21 protein-coding genes and 1 pseudogene are annotated in these 20,647 nt (G+C 71.6%); 17 read left to right on the plus strand and 5 right to left on the minus strand.

What is annotated here, in order from left to right; translation table 11 throughout:
* The 4 genes and pseudogenes from IE271_RS29725 to IE271_RS29740 all read left to right on the plus strand — a co-directional run.
* Positions 1-96, plus strand: a pseudogene (locus IE271_RS29725) (NADP-dependent oxidoreductase); the annotation flags it as partial.
* Between the two features lie 421 nt (positions 97-517).
* The gene (locus IE271_RS29730; RefSeq protein WP_190193566.1) at positions 518-997 is read left to right on the plus strand and encodes a MarR family winged helix-turn-helix transcriptional regulator; all 480 of its coding nucleotides are present in this window, start codon (positions 518-520) and stop codon (positions 995-997) included.
* Between the two features lie 332 nt (positions 998-1,329).
* Positions 1,330-1,977 carry an SMI1/KNR4 family protein gene (locus tag IE271_RS29735; RefSeq protein ID WP_190193567.1) on the plus strand — a complete coding sequence of 216 codons (648 nt, stop codon included), beginning with the start codon at positions 1,330-1,332 and terminating at the stop codon, positions 1,975-1,977.
* A gap of 258 nt (positions 1,978-2,235) precedes the next feature.
* Positions 2,236-2,463 carry a hypothetical protein gene (locus tag IE271_RS29740; RefSeq protein ID WP_190193568.1) on the plus strand — a complete coding sequence of 76 codons (228 nt, stop codon included), beginning with the start codon at positions 2,236-2,238 and terminating at the stop codon, positions 2,461-2,463.
* 208 nt (positions 2,464-2,671) lie between these two features.
* On the opposite strand, the gene IE271_RS29745 is transcribed toward IE271_RS29740, so the two are convergent.
* Positions 2,672-3,631, minus strand: a complete 960-nt coding sequence (locus IE271_RS29745) for an SDR family oxidoreductase (RefSeq protein ID WP_190193569.1) — start codon at positions 3,629-3,631, stop codon at positions 2,672-2,674.
* A gap of 350 nt (positions 3,632-3,981) precedes the next feature.
* Here IE271_RS29745 and IE271_RS29750 point away from each other — a divergent pair, with 350 nt between their 5' ends.
* Both IE271_RS29750 and IE271_RS29755 read left to right on the plus strand, forming a co-directional pair.
* Positions 3,982-4,311 carry a hypothetical protein gene (locus IE271_RS29750; RefSeq protein WP_190193570.1) on the plus strand — a complete coding sequence of 110 codons (330 nt, stop codon included), beginning with the start codon at positions 3,982-3,984 and terminating at the stop codon, positions 4,309-4,311.
* A gap of 407 nt (positions 4,312-4,718) precedes the next feature.
* The gene (locus tag IE271_RS29755; RefSeq protein WP_190193571.1) at positions 4,719-5,222 is read left to right on the plus strand and encodes a hypothetical protein; all 504 of its coding nucleotides are present in this window, start codon (positions 4,719-4,721) and stop codon (positions 5,220-5,222) included.
* Between the two features lie 126 nt (positions 5,223-5,348).
* Here IE271_RS29755 and IE271_RS29760 read toward each other — a convergent pair whose 3' ends face one another.
* Positions 5,349-5,765: a winged helix-turn-helix transcriptional regulator gene (locus IE271_RS29760; protein ID WP_190193572.1), complete on the minus strand. Its 417-nt coding sequence runs from the start codon at positions 5,763-5,765 to the stop codon at positions 5,349-5,351.
* 104 nt (positions 5,766-5,869) lie between these two features.
* On the opposite strand from IE271_RS29760, the gene IE271_RS29765 reads away from it, so the two are divergent.
* Both IE271_RS29765 and IE271_RS29770 read left to right on the plus strand, forming a co-directional pair.
* Positions 5,870-6,730: an alpha/beta fold hydrolase gene (locus IE271_RS29765; RefSeq protein ID WP_190193573.1), complete on the plus strand. Its 861-nt coding sequence runs from the start codon at positions 5,870-5,872 to the stop codon at positions 6,728-6,730.
* A gap of 163 nt (positions 6,731-6,893) precedes the next feature.
* The gene (locus tag IE271_RS29770; protein WP_190193574.1) at positions 6,894-7,388 is read left to right on the plus strand and encodes a hypothetical protein; all 495 of its coding nucleotides are present in this window, start codon (positions 6,894-6,896) and stop codon (positions 7,386-7,388) included.
* An 88-nt stretch (positions 7,389-7,476) separates the two neighbouring features.
* Here the strand turns inward: IE271_RS29770 and IE271_RS29775 are convergent, their stop codons facing one another.
* Both IE271_RS29775 and IE271_RS29780 read right to left on the minus strand, forming a co-directional pair.
* Positions 7,477-7,836, minus strand: a complete 360-nt coding sequence (locus IE271_RS29775; RefSeq protein WP_190193575.1) for a hypothetical protein — start codon at positions 7,834-7,836, stop codon at positions 7,477-7,479.
* Positions 7,837-8,188: 352 nt separating this feature from the next.
* Entirely contained in the window at positions 8,189-9,679 is a 1,491-nt protein-coding gene (locus IE271_RS29780; protein ID WP_190193621.1) for an alpha/beta hydrolase family protein, read from the minus strand.
* Positions 9,680-10,009: 330 nt separating this feature from the next.
* Here IE271_RS29780 and IE271_RS29785 point away from each other — a divergent pair, with 330 nt between their 5' ends.
* From IE271_RS29785 to IE271_RS43425, 6 genes are all read left to right on the plus strand, one after another.
* Positions 10,010-11,326 (plus strand): sensor histidine kinase, encoded by a 1,317-nt coding sequence (locus IE271_RS29785; protein ID WP_229919634.1) that lies wholly within the window; start codon positions 10,010-10,012, stop codon positions 11,324-11,326.
* On the plus strand, positions 11,323-11,985 hold the full coding sequence (locus tag IE271_RS29790; protein ID WP_190193576.1) for a response regulator: 663 nt from the start codon (positions 11,323-11,325) through the stop codon (positions 11,983-11,985). The genes IE271_RS29785 and IE271_RS29790 overlap by 4 nt, the downstream gene beginning before the upstream one ends.
* Before the next feature lie 811 nt (positions 11,986-12,796).
* Entirely contained in the window at positions 12,797-13,144 is a 348-nt protein-coding gene (locus IE271_RS29795) for a MerR family transcriptional regulator (protein ID WP_190193577.1), read from the plus strand.
* Positions 13,145-13,801: 657 nt separating this feature from the next.
* Complete coding sequence (locus IE271_RS29800) at positions 13,802-14,689, plus strand: septum formation family protein (protein ID WP_190193578.1); 888 nt, start codon at positions 13,802-13,804, stop codon at positions 14,687-14,689.
* Between the two features lie 699 nt (positions 14,690-15,388).
* A complete protein-coding gene (locus IE271_RS29805) occupies positions 15,389-16,366 on the plus strand; it encodes a DUF8094 domain-containing protein (protein WP_190193579.1) in 978 nt (325 codons plus the stop codon).
* A gap of 40 nt (positions 16,367-16,406) precedes the next feature.
* Positions 16,407-16,535: a hypothetical protein gene (locus IE271_RS43425; RefSeq protein WP_268256229.1), complete on the plus strand. Its 129-nt coding sequence runs from the start codon at positions 16,407-16,409 to the stop codon at positions 16,533-16,535.
* A gap of 325 nt (positions 16,536-16,860) precedes the next feature.
* Here IE271_RS43425 and IE271_RS29810 read toward each other — a convergent pair whose 3' ends face one another.
* On the minus strand, positions 16,861-17,772 hold the full coding sequence (locus tag IE271_RS29810) for a helix-turn-helix domain-containing protein (RefSeq protein ID WP_190193580.1): 912 nt from the start codon (positions 17,770-17,772) through the stop codon (positions 16,861-16,863).
* 104 nt (positions 17,773-17,876) lie between these two features.
* On the opposite strand from IE271_RS29810, the gene IE271_RS29815 reads away from it, so the two are divergent.
* The 3 genes from IE271_RS29815 (at position 17,877) to IE271_RS29825 (ending at position 20,581) form a co-directional block, all read left to right on the plus strand.
* The gene (locus tag IE271_RS29815) at positions 17,877-18,134 is read left to right on the plus strand and encodes a hypothetical protein (RefSeq protein ID WP_190193581.1); all 258 of its coding nucleotides are present in this window, start codon (positions 17,877-17,879) and stop codon (positions 18,132-18,134) included.
* A 234-nt stretch (positions 18,135-18,368) separates the two neighbouring features.
* The gene (locus IE271_RS29820) at positions 18,369-19,220 is read left to right on the plus strand and encodes a Tat pathway signal sequence domain protein (RefSeq protein ID WP_229919635.1); all 852 of its coding nucleotides are present in this window, start codon (positions 18,369-18,371) and stop codon (positions 19,218-19,220) included.
* Positions 19,217-20,581, plus strand: a complete 1,365-nt coding sequence (locus tag IE271_RS29825; protein WP_190193582.1) for a copper amine oxidase — start codon at positions 19,217-19,219, stop codon at positions 20,579-20,581. The genes IE271_RS29820 and IE271_RS29825 overlap by 4 nt, the downstream gene beginning before the upstream one ends.
* Positions 20,582-20,647: the final 66 nt, after the last annotated feature.

A 20,647-nucleotide genomic window follows, 5' to 3' on the forward strand; every position in this document is an offset into this window, starting at 1 on the left:
ATCGCCGCCGCCTACCCCCTCGCCCAGGCCGCCCGGGCCCAGCAGGCCGGCGACGCCGGCCACAACCGCGGCAAGCTCGTCCTCACCCTCGACTGAAACCACGGCGGACAGGCCGCGGCACCCCGACCGGCGGAGCGTTCCGTCGAGCGGGGTGCCACGGCTGCTGCCTGCACCTCGTGATCGAATACATGGCGAAGGAGACCCCCTCATGCCCAACGCCCCGCATGCCGAGCACCGTCGGCGACCTCCGCCTGCCGCACCGCCCGGCCATGACCGCGACGCCGCGGGACCGGCCCGTCCCGGAGGGTGCCCCGGCCGCACCGAACGCCGCCCACAACGCCCACTACGCCCGCCGGGCCTCGCACGGGCTCACCCCCACCGAGGAGCCCCCAGCCCTTTCCCGATGGTCAGGACTGCCGGCTGACCTTCAGCGCCCACCGCTCCGGCCACCTTCCACGGCGGCGCGACGGGCCGCACCGACCACCCACCCGCGCTCTTTGAGGAACGAGGAACAGCGATGACCGATCCCGCGGACAGGACCCCCAGCACAGCACGCGACGGACGCCTGAGCTACGCGGTCTTCCAGCTCGCCCGGGCCCACCGCGGCTACGCCTCCGCCATGCTGCGCGAGATGGAACTGCACCCGGGACAGGAACTGCTGCTCATGCAGCTGTTCGACCGGGACGGCCAGACCCAGTCCGAACTCCTGGAGAGCGTGGGCCTTGACCACTCCACCGTCTCCAAGTCCCTGCGCCGGATGCAGGACGCCGGCCTGGTCAGCAAGGAGCCGGCCGAGCACGACCGGCGGGCGGTGATCGTGCGGCTCACCGACAAGGGCCGCGCCATGAAGAAGCCGATCACGGCCATGTGGCGGACCCTGGAGGAGAGCTCCGTCCAGGACCTGACGGCGGAAGAGATCGAGGCATTCGTCACCGTCGCCTACAAGATCGAGCAAGCGGTCAAGGACCGAGACCGCCCCCACGGCGAACGGAGCTGAGTCCGCGCACCGCATCCCCGTATGCGGAAGGACCGGCAACACGCGGCGGACGACTGTGACCCCCGCCCGGCACGCCACCGAACCGATCGCCGATGAGGTGGCCGGGACACCATTGTGCGGCTGGCACCGGTCCCGTGACCCGCTGCCCGGCGGCATCGGGACAGTCGAGGGAGGCCACCCGACGACGCGACGTCCAGGCACTGGGTACCGGCCCCTTCGAAGAACCACCTCGACCCGCATCAGCGCCCGGTTGCCGACCGCGAACGGTGCGTGCGGTGGCGCCGTGCCTGCTGCCGCGCGAGGCCGGTGCGCCGGTCGGTACGGTGGCCGGCATGGACGAGCAGGAATTACGTGTCTTGCTGGGGGCGCAACGGGCGGCGGCCGAGGCGCGACAGGTCACCGACGCGTGGCGGCGTATCGAGGCGTGGCTGGAGGCGCACGCTCCGGGGACGCTGGCCGCGCTGCGGCCGGGCGCCCTGGTGACGGAGGTCGCCGCGCTGCAGGAACGGATCGGGGTGCGGATACCGCCTGGACTGAAGGCGTTGTGGAGGGAGCATGCCGGGGTGCACGACCTGCCTTGGGCTGCGTTCCTGCTCGGCGACTGGGCGCTGATGGACTTCGAATCGGTGGCCGAGGTGTACGAGCGGATGCGGGACTTCCATCGCCGCGACGGCAGTGAGGAGTGCGTGATCTGGCGCGCCGCGTGGATCCCCGTCTGCTCCTTCACCGCTCGCGACCACACCTCGGGCCTGTTCCTGGACGCCGAGACCGGGCGGATGCACCACTGGGACCGGTACGGGGACCGCACACCGCGCTACGAGTCCCTGACGACCTACCTGGAGGAGATGGCGGACCGGTTGGAGGCGCCGTCGCTGATGACGGGTGAGAGACCGGGCCTGCTGGACCTGCGCGCCCTGGTGTGGGGACCGCCGTCGGACGCCGGCCGGGCGGCCGCGTGGGAGCCCTTTTCCGAAGGCTGACGGAGCAGTCCGTGCGGGGCGACCACCTCGTTTCGTGTGCGAGGGCTTGCCATGCCTTTTCCTCGGCCCGTCGTAGATGTGGCATGTTCATGTATGAGACGCAGAAGGCGCCGGACAGGATCAGGATCTTGTGGGGTGGGTGCGTCGGTCGAAGAGGGGGAGGCCGAGTGGGGTGACAGGGACCACCTCGCGCACCAGGGAGGGGAATCCACGGATCGTCGTACGTTCGTGTCTCGTCGTGGAGCGCGTCGGCTGGCTGTGGCCGTCGCCGTCACGTCCGGGGTGCTGCCGTCGGCCGCGACGGCGACGGTGGCCGCGGACCCGCCCGCCGTCGCGGAGGCCGTGGTCCCGGCCGCCGAGCGCACGACCGACCTGGCGGCGTCGCTCCAGGCGCCCGAGCAGATCAGGGGCGCGGACGGGGCCGGCACGCTGCTGAGCGGTTCGAGCCGGCCGGCACGCTGCCGAGCGCGCCGCCCGGCCGCCTGACCGGCCGGGCCGGTCGGCTGCAGCGCTGCCCGACCACGAGGGGGACGCGCGGCCGTGCAGGATTTCTCACCCGGCCGCGGCTCTCACTGGCCGGCAGACGGCGCACCGACGTGGAAGCGGGAGATCGCACCGAAGGGCCTGCGCGTTCACTGCCGTGCGCACGCGCGGGCCCTTGCCTGCCTGTACGGCGTGGTGCGGTGCGGGAGTCTCAGCGGTAGTCGTCCGCCGTGCCGTCCTTTCCGCCGTACCTGACGTCCTCGAAGTACGCCCAGGCGTCCGGCCGACTGCCGTCCACGTCCCGCACGCCGTATGCCTCGGCGAGCTCCGCGCTGGAGGCGGACCTGCCGTTCCAGCGGGCCGCCCGGTCCGGGTCGGCGGCGAGTGCGGCGACCGCGCGGGCGAGGTAGTGCGGTGACTCGGCGATGGCGAAGTCCGGCTCCTGGGCGACGGCGTCGCGCCAGTTCTCCTCGCTCACGCCGAAGTGGGCGAGCATCTGCTCCGAGCGCAGGAAGCCCGGTGTGACGGCGACGGCCGTGCCCCCGTACTCCGCCAGCTCCTCGCCCAGCCCGAAGGCGATCCGGATCGGGGCGTTCTTGGCGAGGTCGTAGTAGAGGTTCTCGCGGTAGCGGCGGTTGGAGGCCGCGGTGCCGTCGGTGACCTCCACGTGCAGCGGCGCGTCCGAGCGGACCAGGAGCGGGAGGGCGAGCGCCGCGGTGATCACGTGCGAGCGCACCCCGAGTTCCAGGATGCGTAGGCCGTCGGCGAGCGGCGTCTCCCAGCTCTTCTTGCCGAAGACGGAGCCGGTGAGCAGGTGTTCGCCGCCCCAGAGGTCGTTGACGAGGATGTCGAGACGCCCCTGTTCGCGGTCGATCCGCTCGACGAGGGCGCGGACCTGGTCCTCGTCCAGGTGATCGGTGGGGACGGCGATGCCGGTGCCGCCGGCCGCCGTGACCAGCTCCGCGCTCTCCTCGATGGTCTCCGTCGTCCGGCCGACCTCGCTGGCGCGCTCTCGGGTGGTGCGGCCGGTGACGTAGACGGTGGCGCCGGCCCGGCCGAGTTCGACGGCCAGAGCACGTCCGGCCCCGCGGGTGGCCCCGGCGACGAGCGCGATCCGGCCGGCCAGTGGGCCCTCCTGGCCGGTGTACTGGGTGGTGGAGTCCTTGTCCATGCCACCACCGTGCACACTAAAGACGACAGCCCACGTCACCTTTTTCCGGGAAGTTCCCGCGCACACGGCCAGGCCGCGCTCCCGCTTCATGGAGTCGACGGCGGAGCGGCGGAGCGGGATGGCCCACCGCAGTACCCCGCTCGCTTCGGTGCGCTTGTGGTGCGGAGCTGACAGGACACACGCGGCGGACGTCCGTACGTGCACGCCGGCCTGGGCGGACGGCCGGTTCCGCCGTGGAGCACCGACCGTCCGGGCGTTCTTCGTCGCCTTCCGCCTGGGAGTGATCGTGGTCCGGTGCGTCCCCCGTCGCGGGTAGGTTGGATCACTGCTCCAAGAGCCGAGGGGGAGCCATGGCACTGGGACGCAAGGGCGCGCGGCGCATCGTCGTCGACGGCACGACCTACCGCTGGCGACTGCGACGCAGGCCGACCTACTTCCAGGGCCTGGCCTGGACACCGTGCACGTTCGCGGTCGAGCACGCGGACACCCCGGGAACGACGCTCGTGGTCACCACCGACCAGCCGCACCCGAGCAACTGGATCGGACGCGAGGCCGAGCCGGTCCTGCCGTCCGACGTCGCCCGAGTCATCGACCGTGCCCTGCGCGAAGGCTGGCTCCCGACAGCCCCGGGCTCCCCTTTCCACCTCGGCCTGTCCGCCGGCTTCACGCCCTCGCCCTGAGTGAAGCGGGGGAGTACCGCTTCAGGAACTCGATCCGAGCCGGTTCCGACTGCTGCGATCGACCGGAGCGACGGTCGGACAGGATGCCGATGAACGCTCCCGTCCTGTGTCGTCGGTGGCAGCCGTAGACGTCGGGTGGCCGCTCACGCCGTCAGCCGAGCAGCACGGCAGGGGGCGCGAGCGGGCGGTGAAGCAGCCCTTCGACGAGGCGCTCGCAGAAGCGTGCGCGGTGCCGCTCCATCGCGCTCCGCCTGCGCGAGTTCGCCGTCCTGGGCTCTGTGGCCGTGCAACCTCCGTGGCGGTGCGCAGCGTCTCCAACAGTGGCACACGGGCGCCCCTTCGACAGTGAGTGGCATACGGGCGACCGCAGCCGCTGTTCGCTCACCACATCGTTCGGGAGGCACCCCATGGCCCTGGTCGGCCTGTTCTGGATCACCGAGGACTGCGTCTACGTGGGGGCCGAGCCGGTCGGTGCGGCGACCGGGGTCCGGCTGACGGAGGACGGTGTCGAAACCCTGGGACTTGATCAGGGCAGGTCGTGGACGTGGAGCCAGGTGCGGCGGATCGAAGTCCGCGACGTGGCCGTGCGGTCCACCGCCCGGCGGCTGGTGTCCGTGGCTCTCGACAGCCTGCTCGTGGCGGTGACCGGAGACGGTGAGCTTCCGGCCTCCTACACGGTGTGCGTGGACGCCACCGACGGTCCCGTCGAGGTGAGCGTGGCGTCCGCCGTCGCCGGCGGCATCTACTCGCCCGTCGAGTACGAACTGTCCTGCGCGCTCCTGACACGGCTCGCCGACGGCGGTACGGCAGTCGGCGAGCTGCTCGCGTGGCGTCGTGACCACGCCACCGACAGCACCCCGTCCCGCGAGGAGCGTGAGGCACTGCTGCGCAAGTGGACCAGCAGCCACTGACCCGGGCCTTCGGCCAGGGCTTTCCGCACCGGACGCCGACACGCCACTGTCGTCTTCGTCAGCGCTGTTGTGCAGCCGGGCCCGGACGGAGCCGTTTCCCCGCGCCGCACGAGGTGCGCTCGCCTCTCAGCGCCGGGCCGGGGCTCCCTCGGGCTGCGGCCGCTGCGGAGCCGCCCGGTCGGCGAGGCGGTTGTTGCGTTCGATGGTGGGGACGTGCTGCTCGGCCCAGGACCGCAGCGCGGCGAGCGGTGTCTCCAGGGAGAGCCCCAGTTCGGTGAGCCGGTAGTGGACGTGGGGCGGCACGGTGGGTTCGACGCGCCGGGCGGCCAGGCCGTCGCGGACGAGACTCTGCAGGGTGGCGGAGAGCATCTTCTGCGAGATGCCCGGTATACGGCGCCGCAGCTCGCCGAAGCGGACCTCGCCCGGGGCCGCCTCGGCGAGCACCTTGACCGTCATGGAGGTCCACTTGGTGCCGATCCGGTCCAGCAGCTGCCGGGTCGGGCACAGCGGATCGAAGAGGTCACCGCGCTGGGACCTGGTCACCTGAAGCTCACCACCTGTGGGGAAAGTGCCGTCTTGGAGGCTCCCAGGATAGTTCCTTACCGTTTTCTGGTCACCGATGGTTACCACCACGTCCGGAGTTTCCCGTGCCCGAACTCAACCGCGTCCGGATCAACGGCATCGACGTCAACGTCGCCTCGGCCGGTACCGGACCCGCTGTCCTGCTCCTGCACGGCTTCCCCCACACCTGGCGGCTGTGGAGCGAGGTCATGGCGGACCTGTCCGCCCACTACCGGGTCATCGCGCCGGACCTGCGCGGGTTCGGCGCGAGCACCCGGGCCGACACGGGGTACGACGCGGGCGCCCTGGCCGGGGACGCCGCCGCCCTGCTGGAGGCGCTGGGGACGTCCTCGGCCACCGTGGTGGGGATCGACGCGGGCACCCCGCCGGCGTTCCTGCTGGCGATGCGCCGCCCCGACCTGGTGGAGCGGCTCGTCGTCATGGAGTCCCTGATCGGCACCCTCCCCGGCGCCGAGGAGTTCCTCGCCGGCGGCGCCCCGTGGTGGTTCGGCTTCCACGCCGCCGAAGGGCTCGCGGAAAGGGTGCTGGAGGGCAACGAAGCCGCCTACATCGACTGGTTCCTCACCGCGGGCACGCTCGGCGAGGGCGTGGCGGCGCCGATACGGGAGGCGTTCATCCACGCGTACACCGGGAGGGAGGCACTGCGCTGCGCCTTCTCCTACTACCGGGCCCTGCCCCGAAGCGCCGCCCAGATCGAGGAGGCGGTCGCCGGGGCGCGGCTGACAGTGCCGACGATGGCCATCGGAGCCCATCCGGTCGGCAAGGCGCTGGAGCACCAGCTGCGCCCGATCGCCGACGACCTCACCGGGCGTGTCATCGAGGACTGCGGCCACATCATCCCCCTGCACCGCCCCGACGCGCTGCTCGCCCTGCTGCGGCCCTTCCTGGCAGGTCGGCGTCCCGCGCCGATGCCGGCGGACCGCTGAGAGAACCGACACCCTCCGGCAACTCTCCGCCGTCGACACCGCGGTGATCCCGCTCAATGCCCTCGGCGGACTCCGAACGCCGGGACGGGCAAGGCAACGTGTTCCGAGGCGCCGCAGATTGACGCAGGCGCAACCTGCCCGCCCACGGGTCGTTGGGCGGGCCATGGGCAGGCAGAAGCAGGGCAAGCAGCACGGGGAGCGGCCGCCGACCCCCGCCGACGGAGTGCACGAGACCCTGTTCATCGTGGCGCGCGCCGAGTGGCTCGGCTACATCACCGGCCAGGGCGATCACCCGCTGGGGTACGCGACCGTCGGGGAGGACTACGACACGGTGATGGCGTCCGTCGCCGGCTTCGCCGACCACCGCAAGCAGGACGACGGAACGTGGCTGCCCTCCCTCGACACGCGCGACGGCCGGCCGGGGCGGACACTGCAGCCGCACGAGCCGGTGACCACGCTGCACCGATCGGTCACGATCGCCTCGTTCCTCGCTGACAGCAGCCTTCCGCCCGAGGCGGTCGTACTGCACACCATCGGCATGGACCCGTACCGCTTCCTCGCCGTCTACCGGGAGCAGCACCCACACCAGACGCCGGTCGCCTCGCGCATGTGGACCGGCATCCAGAACGTCAGGATGACTCCGGTCCCGTCTTCCTAGATCACGGTACGAACCGAATCGATGAGCGCGACGATTCGGTTTGCGGGCCACCGTCGCGTACGCCGGTGTGACGGACCGCCGGGTCGCATCACGCGGGTTGCGGTGGTTGTCCCAGGCCCGTGCGGCACGCTGCACGGGCCGCACCCGGTCGCCGGCGGCTGCTGGAGTCCCACAGCCGCCGCTGGGCCCGGGGGAGGGCGTTCAGGCCCTCGCCCGGCGCGTCCTCCCATGCCGGGTGTGCGGCGGTCTCGCGCTTCTGCGTCCATACCCGCGGGTGGTCCAGGGGGAGACCCTTGACGAACAGGTCGCGCTCGGGTGTCCGGACCAGGGCGGCGATGGCGTTGTTACGACCCGCGCTCACGGCCTCGGCGCCGGTCACGGTCCCGCTGTGCCTCTCGATCAGGCGCAGCACTGTGCCCGGCAGGTCGGTCAGGCGCGGTGTGGGCACGAGAGTCCTCCAGAAAGGGACAGGGTCGGGGCAGCGTCCCGCACGCGACGGGCATGGGTACGGGTACTGGTGCTGGTACTGGTACGGACAGCCTGGCAGCTGCGGGGCAGTACCGGCTGGAAGAGAGCTGGGAGAGAGCTGGGAGATCGACCCCGAGGACCTGGCACACCTCTCGTGGTAGTGGTGACCCTGCGGCCGGGGTCCAGGAAGGCTGCCTGGCCGCAGGCGACGTCTGGAGGGCGAGCCGCTGTGAACCACCGTCCGCGGCGGGGGCGCCGTGGACCGCACTCCGGCCGGCGAGGGAACGGCCGTGCCGTCGGCGGTGTGCCGTCTCCGTCCGCGGCACGGCCGGTCAGGGGCTGTTGCCCGGCGGGTAGACGCTGAGGTCGCCGTAGGCCGACAGAACGGCGGCCGGGTCACCGGGTTTCTGCCGCAGGGTGGCGTCCAGGAAGGCGAGCGTGGTCGCGGCGACGACGCGCGGGCTCTCGGTGCGGCCCAGGGAGCCGACCGCCGAGGGCACGGGCGGCAGGTACAGGGGGCCGTCCATGAAGGTGAGGTGTGCGGCGCCGGGGACGGTGAGCCGGTAGCTCGTCGCGGTGTTGAGCTGGAGGACCTCGGTGAGGCGGGGTATGTAGTGCGGGTCGGTGTCCGGGGTGATCGACTGGGTGAGCGCGAGCGCCGGCTGGTGGAGGGAGCGTGAGGTGGGGTCGTAGGGATAGCCGTCCAGATCGATGACGGCGTCGAACCGGCGGTCCTGGCGGGCTGCCTGCAGAGCGGAACCGCCGCCTATGGAGTGGCCGGTCACCGCGGCCCGGCCGGTGTCCAGACGCCCGGTCAGCGGGCCCGCGATCCCGCCTCGGTCCAGACGGCCCAGCTGCGTGAGGACGAAGCTGAGGTCGGCGGCGCGAACCGTCGCCCAGCCGGCCCCCAACTTCTCGTCCTTGTCCGGGTCGCCCGTGGAGGCGGTCCTGGTGCGAATCGTCCGGCCGTCGGCGAGGACGACGGCGGCGGAGTCGTACGGGTGGTCGAGGGCGGCGACCACGTAGCCGTGGCTGGCCAGTTCCTCCGCCCAGGCGGTGTTCTGGGTGCGCACTCCGCCCAGCCCGGGAGAGAACAGCACGAGGGGGAACCGTCCGCTCCCGTCGGCCACCGGAGCGTCGAAGACGGCATGGGTGTGGGCGCGCGGGACGCCGTCGACCAGGAAGCCGGGCAGGCCGACATGGCGGGCGAGGGCGTCGGAGACGGTGCGCGCCTCGTGCTCCGTGCGTCCGAGGTACCGGGCCCGCTGCGCGCTCGCGGGGCTCTTCCGCGCGGGATACCAGAGCTGGACCACGACCGTGCGCCGGTCGTGCGGGTCGGCGGTGGCGGTCTCGGGGCGGTGCGGGTCGGTCCACTGCACCACGCGGGTGCCGACCGCGAAGCGCCCCGACGGTTCGGGGAACACGGGTACGGGAAAGGCCCAGGCGGCCACCGGACCCGTGGCGATCAGGCCGACGCAGGCCACCGAACCCGGCAGCGCCGGCCACCATCGGACCCGCCGCACCGTCCGGCCGGTACGGCGTCGCAGCAGGGGGGAGAGGGCGAACGGCAACGCGACGGCAGCGCCTGCCAGTACCGGCAGCATCTGCCAGCGGATCCCCACCGCACTCAGCGCGATCGCGGACAGCACGAGAACCGCTCCCGCCGCGATCGTGACGCGTGGGCGGGCAGCGAAGGGAAGCCAGCGCGCCACCACCAGCGCGACGGCACCCGCCAAGGCGAGGAACTCCAGAGGGGACATGTACAGCCCCGCGATGATCTCGGTCACCCGGCCATCCTCAGGGCGGGGCACACGATGCCACATCGATCCCGGGTCGCCCTCGCATGCGACCGGAGTCGCCATCCGAGGCATGTCGCCGGTGCGACCGGAGTGGCATCCAGGCATCTCGCCCGTGCGACCGGAGTCGTAACCGAGCACGCCAGGTGAACGACGGTTTTGCGACCGTGGAAGGAAGCGGGACTCCTCCTGCGGTCGTACCTCGGCGCGGTGCCGTCAGACGGTGGACTCATGTGCTTCGCGAGCCCGCGGCCTACCGTGACAGGGCCGCGGTTCGCCGGGGAGCGCGGGGTGTGTCCTCCTTGGACCCGACCAGGCTCCGGCTGTACGCGGTGGCGGCCCCTGCCGGGGGCCGCCATGACGCTGAACCGACAGGGACGTGTGATGACCGAGGCGGCCGCAGAGCCGGGCAGCGCCCACCCGGTGCGCCACCGGGACCGCGTGCGGCGGACGAGGACGGCCGTACGGCTGACGGGGTACGCCGACCCGGCCCCCGTGCGAGCGGCGCGACCGGGGAGAGCCGCCCGGCGCCGGGGCCTTCGGCTGCCGCCCGTGGTGTGGGACTCGCTGTTGCCGGCGTTGCTCCTGCTCCACATCATGACCATGCGCGCCCCGCGGGAGCTGCCGGCGGCCGTGGCCCTCACCGCCGCTCTTGCGCTGCCCCTGGTGTGGCGGCGCCGGGCCCCGCTCACGGTGTTCGGCGCCGTGGCAGCCGCGGCCTTCGTCCAGTGGCTGATGGACCTCCAACTGCCGGCTGACGTCGCCTTGCTGGTGGCTCTCCACACGGTGGCCGCGAACTCGGGCCGGCGCGGCACGCTCGTCGCCGGTGCCGTCGTGGAGGGCGGGGCACTGCTGGCCTGCCTGCGCTGGGCGGCGGAGGGCGCATTCCCGACCCTCTTCGTCGCGGTGACCGCGATGGTCGTCGCCGCCGCCGTCCTGGGTGTGAACGTGCGGACCACGCGCGCCTACCTCGCGGCCGTGGAGGAACGGGCCGCCCGCCTGGAGCACCAACAGGACCAGCAGGCACGGCTGGCCGCCGCCGAGGAGAGGACACGTATCACCCGGGAGATGCACGACATCGTCGCCCACAACCTGTCCGTCATGGTCGCGCTCACCGACGCCGCCGTCCACGCGCAGCACCGGTCGCCCGACAAGGCCACCACCGCGATGCTCCAGATCTCCGAGACGGGCCGGCAGGCCCTGACCGACATGCGGCGCTCGCTGGGCATCCTGCGGACCGGCGAACCGGACGCCGAGCGCCACCCGCCGCCCGGCGTCGCACAACTGGAGACCCTCGCCGACCAGATGTGCGCCGCCGGGCTGCCGACCCGCCTCGAGGTCCAGGGCGGCCATGCGCACCTTCCCGCCACCGTGCAACTGACCGTCTACCGCCTGGTACAGGAAGCCTTGACCAACACCCTCAAGCACACGCCCACCGGCACCCACGCGAAGGTCCGGGTGCTGTGCTCGGCCGAGGCCGTCGCGGTGGACGTCACCGACAACGGCCCCTGCCCGCCACCTTCCGGCGTCACACCGTCCGGCCACGGCATCCCCGGCATGCGCGAGCGCGCGGCCGCCTACGGGGGGACGTTGCAGGCCGGACCGCTTCCGGGAGGCGGCTGGGGAGTCCGTACCCGCCTCCTTCTCGGCAGCAGCGGAGCGGCGTCCGCATGACGGTCCGCATCCTGATCGCCGACGACGAAGCGCTGCTCCGGATGGCCTTCGGCACGGTCCTGGAGGCCCAGCCCGACATGGCACCGGTCGGCGAAGCCGCGGACGGCGTCCAGGCCGTGCGCCTCGCCCGGGAGCTGCGCCCCGATGTCGTCCTCATGGACGTCCGGATGCCCGGGACCGACGGGATCGAGGCGACCCGGCAGGTCATCCGGGTCTCCCCGCGGAGCAGAGTGCTGATCCTCACCACCTTCGACCTCGATGAATACGCCTTCGCCGGACTCAGGGCCGGAGCGTCGGGCTTCCTGCTGAAGAACACCAGGCCCGAGGAGCTGCTCACCGCGATACGCGGTGTGGCCGCGGGCGACGCCGTGGTCTCCCCGCGGATCACCCGCCGCCTGCTGGAGCACCTCCGCCCGCACATCCCCGACGGCAGCAGCACCGAACGCGACGAACGGCTGGGCAGGCTCAGCGCCCGTGAGCGCGAGGTGCTCGTCCAGGTGGGCCGCGGCCGGTCCAACACCGAGATCGCGGCCACTCTGCACCTCGCGGAAGCGACGGTGAAGTCCCATCTGGGGCGGATCCTGCACAAGCTCGAACTCCGCGACCGGATCCAGGCCGTGATCTTCGCCTACGAAAGCCGCCTCATCCGCCCGGCATGACGCCGTCGCCCGGAGCCGCCCGTCCTCCCGGTCACCGCGATCGACGATCCGGCACTGCCGGAGGTGCCGGCCGACCCGCCGCCTCGCCCGAGGACATCGAGGACCTGGACGGCTGGACCCTGCACCGGCTCCGCCACAGTGTCTCCGTCACGGAGCCAGCGGGCGATCGGCGCAGCGGTGACGAAGCCGTCGCCAGGGCTTCGAGATCGTCCCGTGGCTCCTTCCGGGTTCGTCCCGGCGATCGCCCTGCATCGTTCGAGATCGACTACCTCGCTGTCGAACGCGAGAAAATCTATGTCGGCCGCAGTAGACATTCGACGGCGGCATGGGTATGCTTTCCCTCGTAGCCGCAAGGAGACAACAGGGCCCGGCAGAGACGAACTGCCGGGCGGCAGTACCCGCAGATGCAGTACGCAGTACGGTGCGGCGGTGGAGTTCCGAAGCCAGAGCGGTTGCAGGACGGCGACGGAGCTGACGGCCGGACCGGGTGGCCCGCAGTGATCAGGGGCCGCCATGAGCAGGACAGCAGTACCGTTCGATAAGTAATCGATCACGAGGGAAGAACGGAGGAGCTCGCGCCATCAGGATCGCCCGGGCAGAAGGTGTGGGCCCGGGTACCGCAGGACATCGCAAGTGAGGTGGTCTCCGGTCAAGCAACCGCGATCCCCGCGCCCCCGACAGCAGTCAGGTCGGGCCCGCGGACACAACGAGCCGGCGCAGTACCAAGGCCGGCGGATGGTCTAGCAGTTCCTTCGGGGCCCTGGTGCCGTACGGCACCAGGGCCCCTCCACACGTTCCGGAAGAGGTGTAAATGACAGCGGACGATTCCTATGACCGCCTTGATGACGATGATTACCCCGCCTACACCATGGGCCGGGCCGCCGACATACTCGGCACCACCCCCGGCTTCCTCCGTGCCCTCGGCGAAGCCCGCCTCATCACCCCGTTGCGTTCCAAGGGCGGCCACCGCCGCTACTCCCGCTACCAGCTGCGCATCGCCGCCCGCGCCCGCGAACTCGTCGACCAGGGCACGCCCATAGAGGCCGCCTGCCGCATCATCATCCTCGAAGACCAACTCGAAGAAGCCCAGCGCCTCAACGCCGAGTACCGCCGCGCCGCCGAATCGGCGAACCCGACGGCCCCGGACCGGGACGGCTGAGACCCGCACCCTCCCCAAGGGTCGGCGGGCACGCGGTTCTCCACATGTTCCATCGCCTGTCCTGGACAGTGTTCCGAGTCGGCCGATGCCCTCCGTCACGTCGGGTGGTCCGGCGAGGCCGTCGGCCGCACGGCCGTCGGGAGTCCGGCTGTCCCCTGAGGCGCACCTCGCCACCGTCCCACCATCTCTTCTGCGACCGGGACGGTCGCGAGGCGCAGCCGCTCACCCTCGTGTCGGCGGGAGGGCTCCCACAGGGGTCGGCCGTGCGGGGTGGACTTCGAGTCACCCCTGCCCATGCCGAGGCCGCAAAGGGAGCACGGTCGACGCGAGTACCGCGACACCGTCCTCCGCCCTGGTCACCACTCCTCGCCCATCTGCAAGAGCGCGGCGCCCACGGGTCGGTACCGGACCCGCTTCGACCGTCTCCGCCCCCGGCCCTTGGCCGATGCCCTCGCACGCCGCGGCAGCGCCCGGAGCCACGGAAATGTCACGGGTTCATTCCGGCTCCTGTCCGTGAGCAGCCCGGATACAACCCTTGCGGCCCGATGCGAGTCAGAGATGTCGCGATGAGGCGAGGGCCTTCGTACAGCCGGGCCACAGAAATGGCATACGATGCGCACGACTCTCATAAAGATCAAATAAGAGGATGTACACGTCATGGCCTTCCGTGCCCCCTACCGTTCCCTTCGCGGCATATCCGCCGTTGCCGCCCTGCTCGCGATCGGCGCGGTGGGATGCTCGGACGTCTCCGACGCCGTCGACAGCGCCAAGGACGGCGCGAAGAAGGCGGCGCGCCAGCGCTCGGTGTTCTCGCTGGACGTCGGCGACTGCTACAACCCGAACGGCAAGGCCGAGGGGACGGCGTACGCCGTCGAGATCGTGCCCTGCGACGAGGCGCACGAGGGCCAGGTCGTCGGCGAGTTCTCGATCGACGAGGGCAAGGAGTTCCCCGGTGACGACGGGGTCACGACGATCGCGGACAACCGCTGCCCGGTCGAGGCGCAGAAGTACTTCCCGGACACCTGGGCGCTGCCCAAGGGCGTCGACCTCTTCTACTACACCCCGACCAAGGAGAGCTGGGCGACGGGTGACCGCGCGGTGAGCTGCACCTACACCGCGGAGAAGGGGACGTTCAGCGGCTCGCTGAACACCGCGAAGTCCCTTGAGCCCGAGCAGACCACGTACCTCAAGGGGTCGAACGCGGTCTACGAGGCCCTGTGGGCGAACCAGCCCGAGAAGGACACCGTCGAGGACGACCTGGCCGGCTACAAGGCGCAGGCCAAGGCCGTCGCGGCCGCCCTCGACACACACGTCGAGGGCCTGAACGGCATCAAGGGCGCCGAGGTCGGCAAGCTCCGCGCGACGCTGACGAAGGCGGCCGGGAACTGGAAGAAGGCCGCGAACGCCGCCGACGCCGACGCCTTCTACCTCGCCTACGACCCGGCGTTCACCGACATCGACCCGAACAAGTCGGTCGCCGCCCGCAAGGAACTGGGCCTGGCCACCACCGTCCCGGCCGACGAGGTCGAGGTCTGGGCGGGCTGACGCTCCGCCGGATCAGCGGGGCCGGGTCCGTCGAGGACCCGGCCCCGCTTTCTGGTCCTCCGGGCCCGTAACACGGTTCGGGCATGAGGTGGGGCGAGGCATTCGGGGGGTCTCGCCTTTTCCCGGCGAAGGTGCGGGGCGTCCACGAGCTGCCCACCCGCCGGCGACGAACTCCGGCCGGGACGTCGTCCCGGAGGGGGCGGCCACATGCGGCTGCCCGTTCTCTCCCGCCCGCACCCGCGACGATGAGGAAGCGTCCGTGGGCGTCGCAGGGGTGATGACCGATGCGCCGCCGGACAGTGAGGCACGACGACGCTCGCGGGCCTGGGGTCGCACGGCGGACGTGCTGCCGCCTTCCCCGTACGACCGTCCGTGCCGCGATCACACGGTTCGTGAACTCCGCGTAAAAACACGCAAGTTGACTGCCCCATCGAAGGCGGATATACCTTCGGGTGCCGCCATCCGCGGAGCGGGCCGGCGTTCGAGCGACAGGGCCGAGGGCCTGTGTCAGTGAGCATCCGCTCATCCTGCAGTCGTCCGGTCATTCATTTGTCTGGTAGCCGTTGGACGTCAGGACGTGGGCCGTGATGCCCCGGACGGATGCCGCCTTGACACTCTTGCAGGCCTGTGCTTGCAGTTCCATTGGAGGAACACCGCACCATGCTCCGACTCCCTTCCCGCTCTGGAGCCTCACGCCGCGTGAGCCTGCTTGTCTTCGCCACGGCCGCGGCTGTCGCTCTGACCGCGTGCGGGTCCGGCAACACCAACCGCCAGGGGTCCGGTCGGTCCGTCGCAGGCGACTCCGGTGCTCGCTCCGGCAAGCAGGAGGTTCTGACGGAGGCGGCCGCCGGCCGCATCCTGGACGACTACGAGAAGGCCAACAACAAGGCCAACGCCACGCGGGACGTGAAGCTCCTGGGGTCGGTCGAGGCGGGACAGCTGAACGTGCAGAGCCGCGCCGAGTACGAGCAGTACGAGACCTGGTCCGAGGAGGAGAAGAAGGAGTACGGCGAGGAGTTCTCCTACGTGGACCGTCACTTCTATCTGCCCGATCCGAAGAGGGCGTCGTGGTTCGCGGTCGAGGCGAAGTACGAAGGGGACGACTCGACGGAGACACTGATGGTCTTCGACCGGGTGAACGGCAAGTACAAGATGATGGCGGCGGTGGACTTCGAAGGGGACATACCGCAGGCGGTCGTCGACAAGAACGGGCACGTCGAGGCCGTCGCCGGTTCCGAACGCGTGGGAACCCTCGCCCCGAACGAACTCGCCCCGGCCCTCAACGACTTCCTGGAGACGGGCGGCAAGGGCGCCGGCAAGGACCTGGCCACCACCGACGTCACCAAGAACTACCTCACCTTCCACCGTGAGCGCGAGGCCGACGGAACGACCACCACGTACCGCACCGGCGAGCCCGCGGGCTGGTGGAAGGCGTACTCCCTGCGCCTGGCCGACGGCGGGGTCCTCACCCTCTTCCAGAACTCCTACGTCACCGAGTACCGGATGACGGCGGAGTCGGAGACCGTCTTCCACCCCGACGGTGCGAGGGCGGTGTACGACGACACGGCGCGCGCTCTCGTCGTCGACGAGTACCAGAACCAGGTGCTGGCGACCCTGACTCCGTCGGACAAGCCGAAGATCCTCGCCACCTACGACGTGCTCGTCGACTCGCGGTGAGGACATCCCCGTCCCCTGCGCGGCTGGAGCGTGCCGGCCGGTGCTGACAGCCCTCCGCGACGCACTCGTCACCGAGGTCGACGGCGCACCCGCCACGGCGTACGACGGCATTCACGGCAGCACCGCCGCGGTCATGGCCGCCGTCGGCGCCGTACTGCCGCTGTCCTGACGACGGCCACCATCCCCGCAAGGGACACCGCGCCGACGGGAGTGCTCCGATGCTCCGGCGGCAAGCACCTCGATGACTTCGGAGACCCGGGAACACCCTCCGTCCGGGAATCCGGGCACTTCCCGCACCCGTGCACAGGCGACATCACAGCCCGTGAACGGAGTCACCGGCAGCCGCCGCCGAGGCGGCCGGGCCCCGTGGCCGGCCGCGCGGCAGCAGCGGGTCGGATCCCGGCGCGGCCGCGCCATGGCGTAGGCCCGGTCGCCGAGGGGACACCGTCGCCCGTTCGGCGCGGCCGCCGGCTCCGCCGGCGCAATACGGCCGGTCAGGCCCGGTCCGCGGCGCGGAGGGCCCGCGCGAGCCACTCCAGCTCCTCGGTCGCGTCGGGCGCCGCGTCCTGCCCGCGCACGCGGGCGACGAGCCTGCGGTAGCGCTCCGCTCCCGCTTCGATCCCGGCCTCCAGGCTGCGCAGCACGGCGGCCCGGTCGGCGTCGCCGAACAGCTCGGACAGCATCTCGGCCGCCGCCGGTCCCTCGGGGGCGAGGCCGCGTTCCCTGGCCTCCGCGACGGTCTGCACGGCCTGCCTGGCCCACCAGATGGAGGCCCCGGGGAGACGGCCCTGCCCCGGTGCGGGCGTGTTGAGCTCCATCCATGTGCGCAACCGCGCGCGGAAGCCGGGGTCCCGCACCAGTTCGGCCAGTTCGATCCAGGCGTCGACCTGCTCAGGCGTGGGGTCGTCGGGCAAGTCGACGCTGAAGGCGTTCAGGCGGTCGCGCAGGCGCGGCTCGACGTCGAGACCCCCGAACACCTCCTGCTTGAACTCGTCGATGATCTGCTCGCGTTCGGCGGCGGAAAGCCGCGCCAACCGGTTCATCAGTGCTGTCTCCTCAGCGGTCGAACCACGTGCGGCCACGGTGGACAGGACGGCCCGGCTCACCTTGAGCGAACGGATCCGCGCGTCGAGCGCGGCCACATGCGCGTCGGCGACCTCGGCGACCGTGGTCCGGCCGCTCAGCACCCGGCACACGTCGTCGAGCCCGAGGCCCAGCTCCCGCAGGGTGCGGACCAGTTCGACGCGGGCCACGGACCCGGCGTCGTACAGCCGGTAGCCGCTCGCGGAGCGGGCCACGGGCGGCACCGCCCCCTCGTCCGACCAGAAGCGCAGGGTACGCACCGGAATCCCGGTGCGGTGCGCGAGCCGGCCGATGGTGAGCAGGTCGCGGGGTTCCTCGTCCATGGGAGAGATCCTGGACCCTCCAGCCGCTGGAGACTCAAGCGTTTCGGTGCGACACCCCGTGAGTCCTCCGGAACCCTGCCGGGTCCCCCGTGAACCTGCTCCCCTTGTTCTTCGGTACAGAGGGCGGGGCGCCGGGCCGCATCGAAGCTCCGGCCGCCCAGGCGGTCCACCAGGCCGCGGACAGGACCTACGCCCGCGACCACGCTTCGACCGTCCTGCGGCGGGAGGCGCCCGAGGCGCTGCGCGCCGCCTGTGACCGGCTGCGGGAAGGACGGATGACCGGCCCGGACGGGGCGTCGGCCGCGCTCCGCGACCCGGGCACCTCAGCATCGTCGCGAGTCGGCCGGTTCTGCCGGGCCTGAATCGCTTCCGGTACCCGGAAAGGCCGTAGCCACGAGAGCCGCCCGCCGTCTCCCTGCGCCGTGGGCGCCTGTGCCGTCCGACGGGAAACCCCGTGGTCAGACGGTGAGCGGGCCATTCCGGGCGTGGGGTTCTCCCTGAGGAGAGACCGGTTCGGGCGGCGCGCCGTGGCGTGCGGGCTCCTACGTTGGCCGTGCGCGGGTTCCGCTGCGAGGACGTGGCAGGGAGGGAAGGGCATGAGGGACGCACGCAGTGCAGGGGCTGGGGAGCGACGGGTGGTGCCGCCGGCGGCGAGGCGTCGAGCGGCCCTGTGGAGCCTGGCGGGCGGCACGGTGCTGACCGCGGCCGCCACCGCCGTGATGATCACCGGGACCGTTCCTCTGGCGGCCACCGGCGCCGCCGGCCGGCCGCCGGCCGGCGGCGAGCCGACCTCGACGGCTCTGTCTCCCGTGCCCACTGCGGACGGCAGGACCGGGCCCGGCCCGTGGCGTGATCCTCTGACGACCGCGGAGATCGAGCGGGCGCAGCAACTGGCGCTCGCGGAGGACACGGACCTGCGCACGGCCAGCGAGAACGTCGAGAGGGAGCGGGGCAGGCCGCAGTACCTCGGCACCGATCTGGCCGAGAGCCCACCGTCGGTCGGCGGCGTCTGGGAGCGCAAGGTGGTGGTCCGCTTCTACGACTACAGGGACGACACCCTGACCCACAAGACGGTCGATCTCCTGACGCAGAAGGTCGAGAGTTCCAGGACGGTACGCGGTGTCCAGCCTCCCCCCACCCGGGAGGAGGCGCGGGAGGCGGCGGCGCTGCTGCTCGGCGACCCGCTCGGTGACGGCCTGCGGCAGGACTTCGCCCGAGCCACCGGCGGCGAACTCACCCGTGTCGAGCAACTGCAGGTCACGGGCTGGACCTACGAGCCACGGGGCATCCAGAGGGGTCCGCTCCGCGCGTGCGGCGCCGAGCGCTGCGTCCAGGTGTCCACCCGTGTGCCCGACGGCCCGAGGATCAACGCCGACAACTACGTGATCAACCTCAGTGACCGCTCTGTGCACCGCCTTCGAGCCGAGAGCGGAGGGCTTTCCTCATGAAGAAAGTGTTCCGGCCCCTCACCACGGCCGCGTCCCTGGCGCTGCTGCTGCCGTCCGCACTGCCCGCCGCTGCCGGGGCGGCGGACGCCACGCGGACAGGCGCGGACGCGCGGAACGCCCCTGCCCGCGCCTGCAGCCCCGACAACGCCATCGAGCACACGCTCAGGGGCGGCGGTACCTGGCGGATGTGCTGGCACGACACGCGCCTGGAGGGGCTCGTACTGGAAGACGTCACCTTCCAGCCCAGGGGGGAGGCGGAACCGATCAGGATCCTGCACCGCGCCTCTCTGGCGCAGATCCACGTCCCCTACGACAACGGCACGGCCGAGTACTCCGACCTCACCGAGGACGAACTGGGGGCCCACGCCAACCCGCTGCGTCCCGAGGACTGCCCCGGCGGTGCCCTCAGGCAGATCCGGAGCAATCTCGCGACGCGGGGAGAGACCGTCAGCGGTCTGTGCGTCACCACCCAGGAGCGCGGTTTCGCCTTCCACGGCGACAACGCCGACCTGCCCCGCAGCGTCCACCGGGGGAACGAGGCCCAGCAGGGCCAGGACCTGGTCGTGTACACGGTCAACGAGGCCGGGCACTACCACTACATCAACCAGTGGAACTTCTCCGACGACGGCACGATCACACCGAGGCTGGGGGCCGCGGGGAACCTCTCCCCGGACGACTTCAACGCCGCGGACGGCACCGGCTGGCCGCTCGGCGAGGGCGCCAGGGCCTACTCCACCAGCCACCACCACAACGTCTTCTGGCGGCTGGTCTTCGACCCCGACGGCACACCGACCTCCCGGGTCGAGCAGTACGACACCCGGCAGACCGGCCACTCCGCGAAAGAGCCCAGGACCCCCCTGCACGAGACCACCCGGACATCCGTCGACAAGGAGACGGGCGGCCTCACGGACGCGGACACCCAGCGCTGGTGGCGCATCGTCAGCAAGTACGAGAACACCGACGGGCACCCGCGCTCCTGGGAGATCGTCCACCACAACCCCCATCGGTACGGCGGGCGGCCCTTCACCGAGAAGGACATCTACTTCACGGAGTACAAGGCGGGCGAACGGTACGCCAGCGACAACAGGATGTCTCCCGAACTCAGCCCCCTCGAACACGTCGGGCAGTTCGTCGGCGGCGAGAAACTGACGAGGCCCGTCGTCTGGGTGCAGGTGGGGTACCACCACATCGCGCGGGACGAGGACCAGGCGCCCATGCCGGTGCACTGGCAGAGTTTCCAGATCGTTCCGCGCGATGTGACGGCGATGAACGCGCTCACGCCGGACCACCTGCGCCTGCCCCGCTACAACGGCGGCGGTCACCCCGCCCACCACCCGCCCTCCGGCAAGGGCGACAAGTAGACCCCTGACCCGGGACGGCAGGACCGGCCGGTCCTGCCGTCCCGGGCCGGGGTGCGAGACAGGCGG

Origin of the sequence: Streptomyces minutiscleroticus (genome assembly GCF_014650875.1) — a bacterium.
Taxonomy (GTDB): Bacteria; Actinomycetota; Actinomycetes; order Streptomycetales; family Streptomycetaceae; genus Streptomyces; species Streptomyces minutiscleroticus.

Excerpts from the sequence above, each read along its gene's own strand:
- IE271_RS29730 (WP_190193566.1), top strand. The coding sequence starts at position 518 with ATGACCGATCCCGCGGACAGGACCCCCAGCACAGCACGCGACGGACGC.
- IE271_RS29735 (WP_190193567.1), top strand. The coding sequence starts at position 1,330 with ATGGACGAGCAGGAATTACGTGTCTTGCTGGGGGCGCAACGGGCGGCG.
- IE271_RS29745 (WP_190193569.1), bottom strand. The coding sequence starts at position 3,631 with ATGGACAAGGACTCCACCACCCAGTACACCGGCCAGGAGGGCCCACTG.
- IE271_RS29750 (WP_190193570.1), top strand. The coding sequence starts at position 3,982 with ATGGCACTGGGACGCAAGGGCGCGCGGCGCATCGTCGTCGACGGCACG.
- IE271_RS29755 (WP_190193571.1), top strand. The coding sequence starts at position 4,719 with ATGGCCCTGGTCGGCCTGTTCTGGATCACCGAGGACTGCGTCTACGTG.
- IE271_RS29770 (WP_190193574.1), top strand. The coding sequence starts at position 6,894 with ATGGGCAGGCAGAAGCAGGGCAAGCAGCACGGGGAGCGGCCGCCGACC.
- IE271_RS29780 (WP_190193621.1), bottom strand. The coding sequence starts at position 9,679 with ATGTGGCATCGTGTGCCCCGCCCTGAGGATGGCCGGGTGACCGAGATC.
- IE271_RS29785 (WP_229919634.1), top strand. The coding sequence starts at position 10,010 with ATGACGCTGAACCGACAGGGACGTGTGATGACCGAGGCGGCCGCAGAG.
- IE271_RS29790 (WP_190193576.1), top strand. The coding sequence starts at position 11,323 with ATGACGGTCCGCATCCTGATCGCCGACGACGAAGCGCTGCTCCGGATG.
- IE271_RS29795 (WP_190193577.1), top strand. The coding sequence starts at position 12,797 with ATGACAGCGGACGATTCCTATGACCGCCTTGATGACGATGATTACCCC.
- IE271_RS29800 (WP_190193578.1), top strand. The coding sequence starts at position 13,802 with ATGGCCTTCCGTGCCCCCTACCGTTCCCTTCGCGGCATATCCGCCGTT.
- IE271_RS29810 (WP_190193580.1), bottom strand. The coding sequence starts at position 17,772 with ATGGACGAGGAACCCCGCGACCTGCTCACCATCGGCCGGCTCGCGCAC.
- IE271_RS29820 (WP_229919635.1), top strand. The coding sequence starts at position 18,369 with ATGAGGGACGCACGCAGTGCAGGGGCTGGGGAGCGACGGGTGGTGCCG.
- IE271_RS29825 (WP_190193582.1), top strand. The coding sequence starts at position 19,217 with ATGAAGAAAGTGTTCCGGCCCCTCACCACGGCCGCGTCCCTGGCGCTG.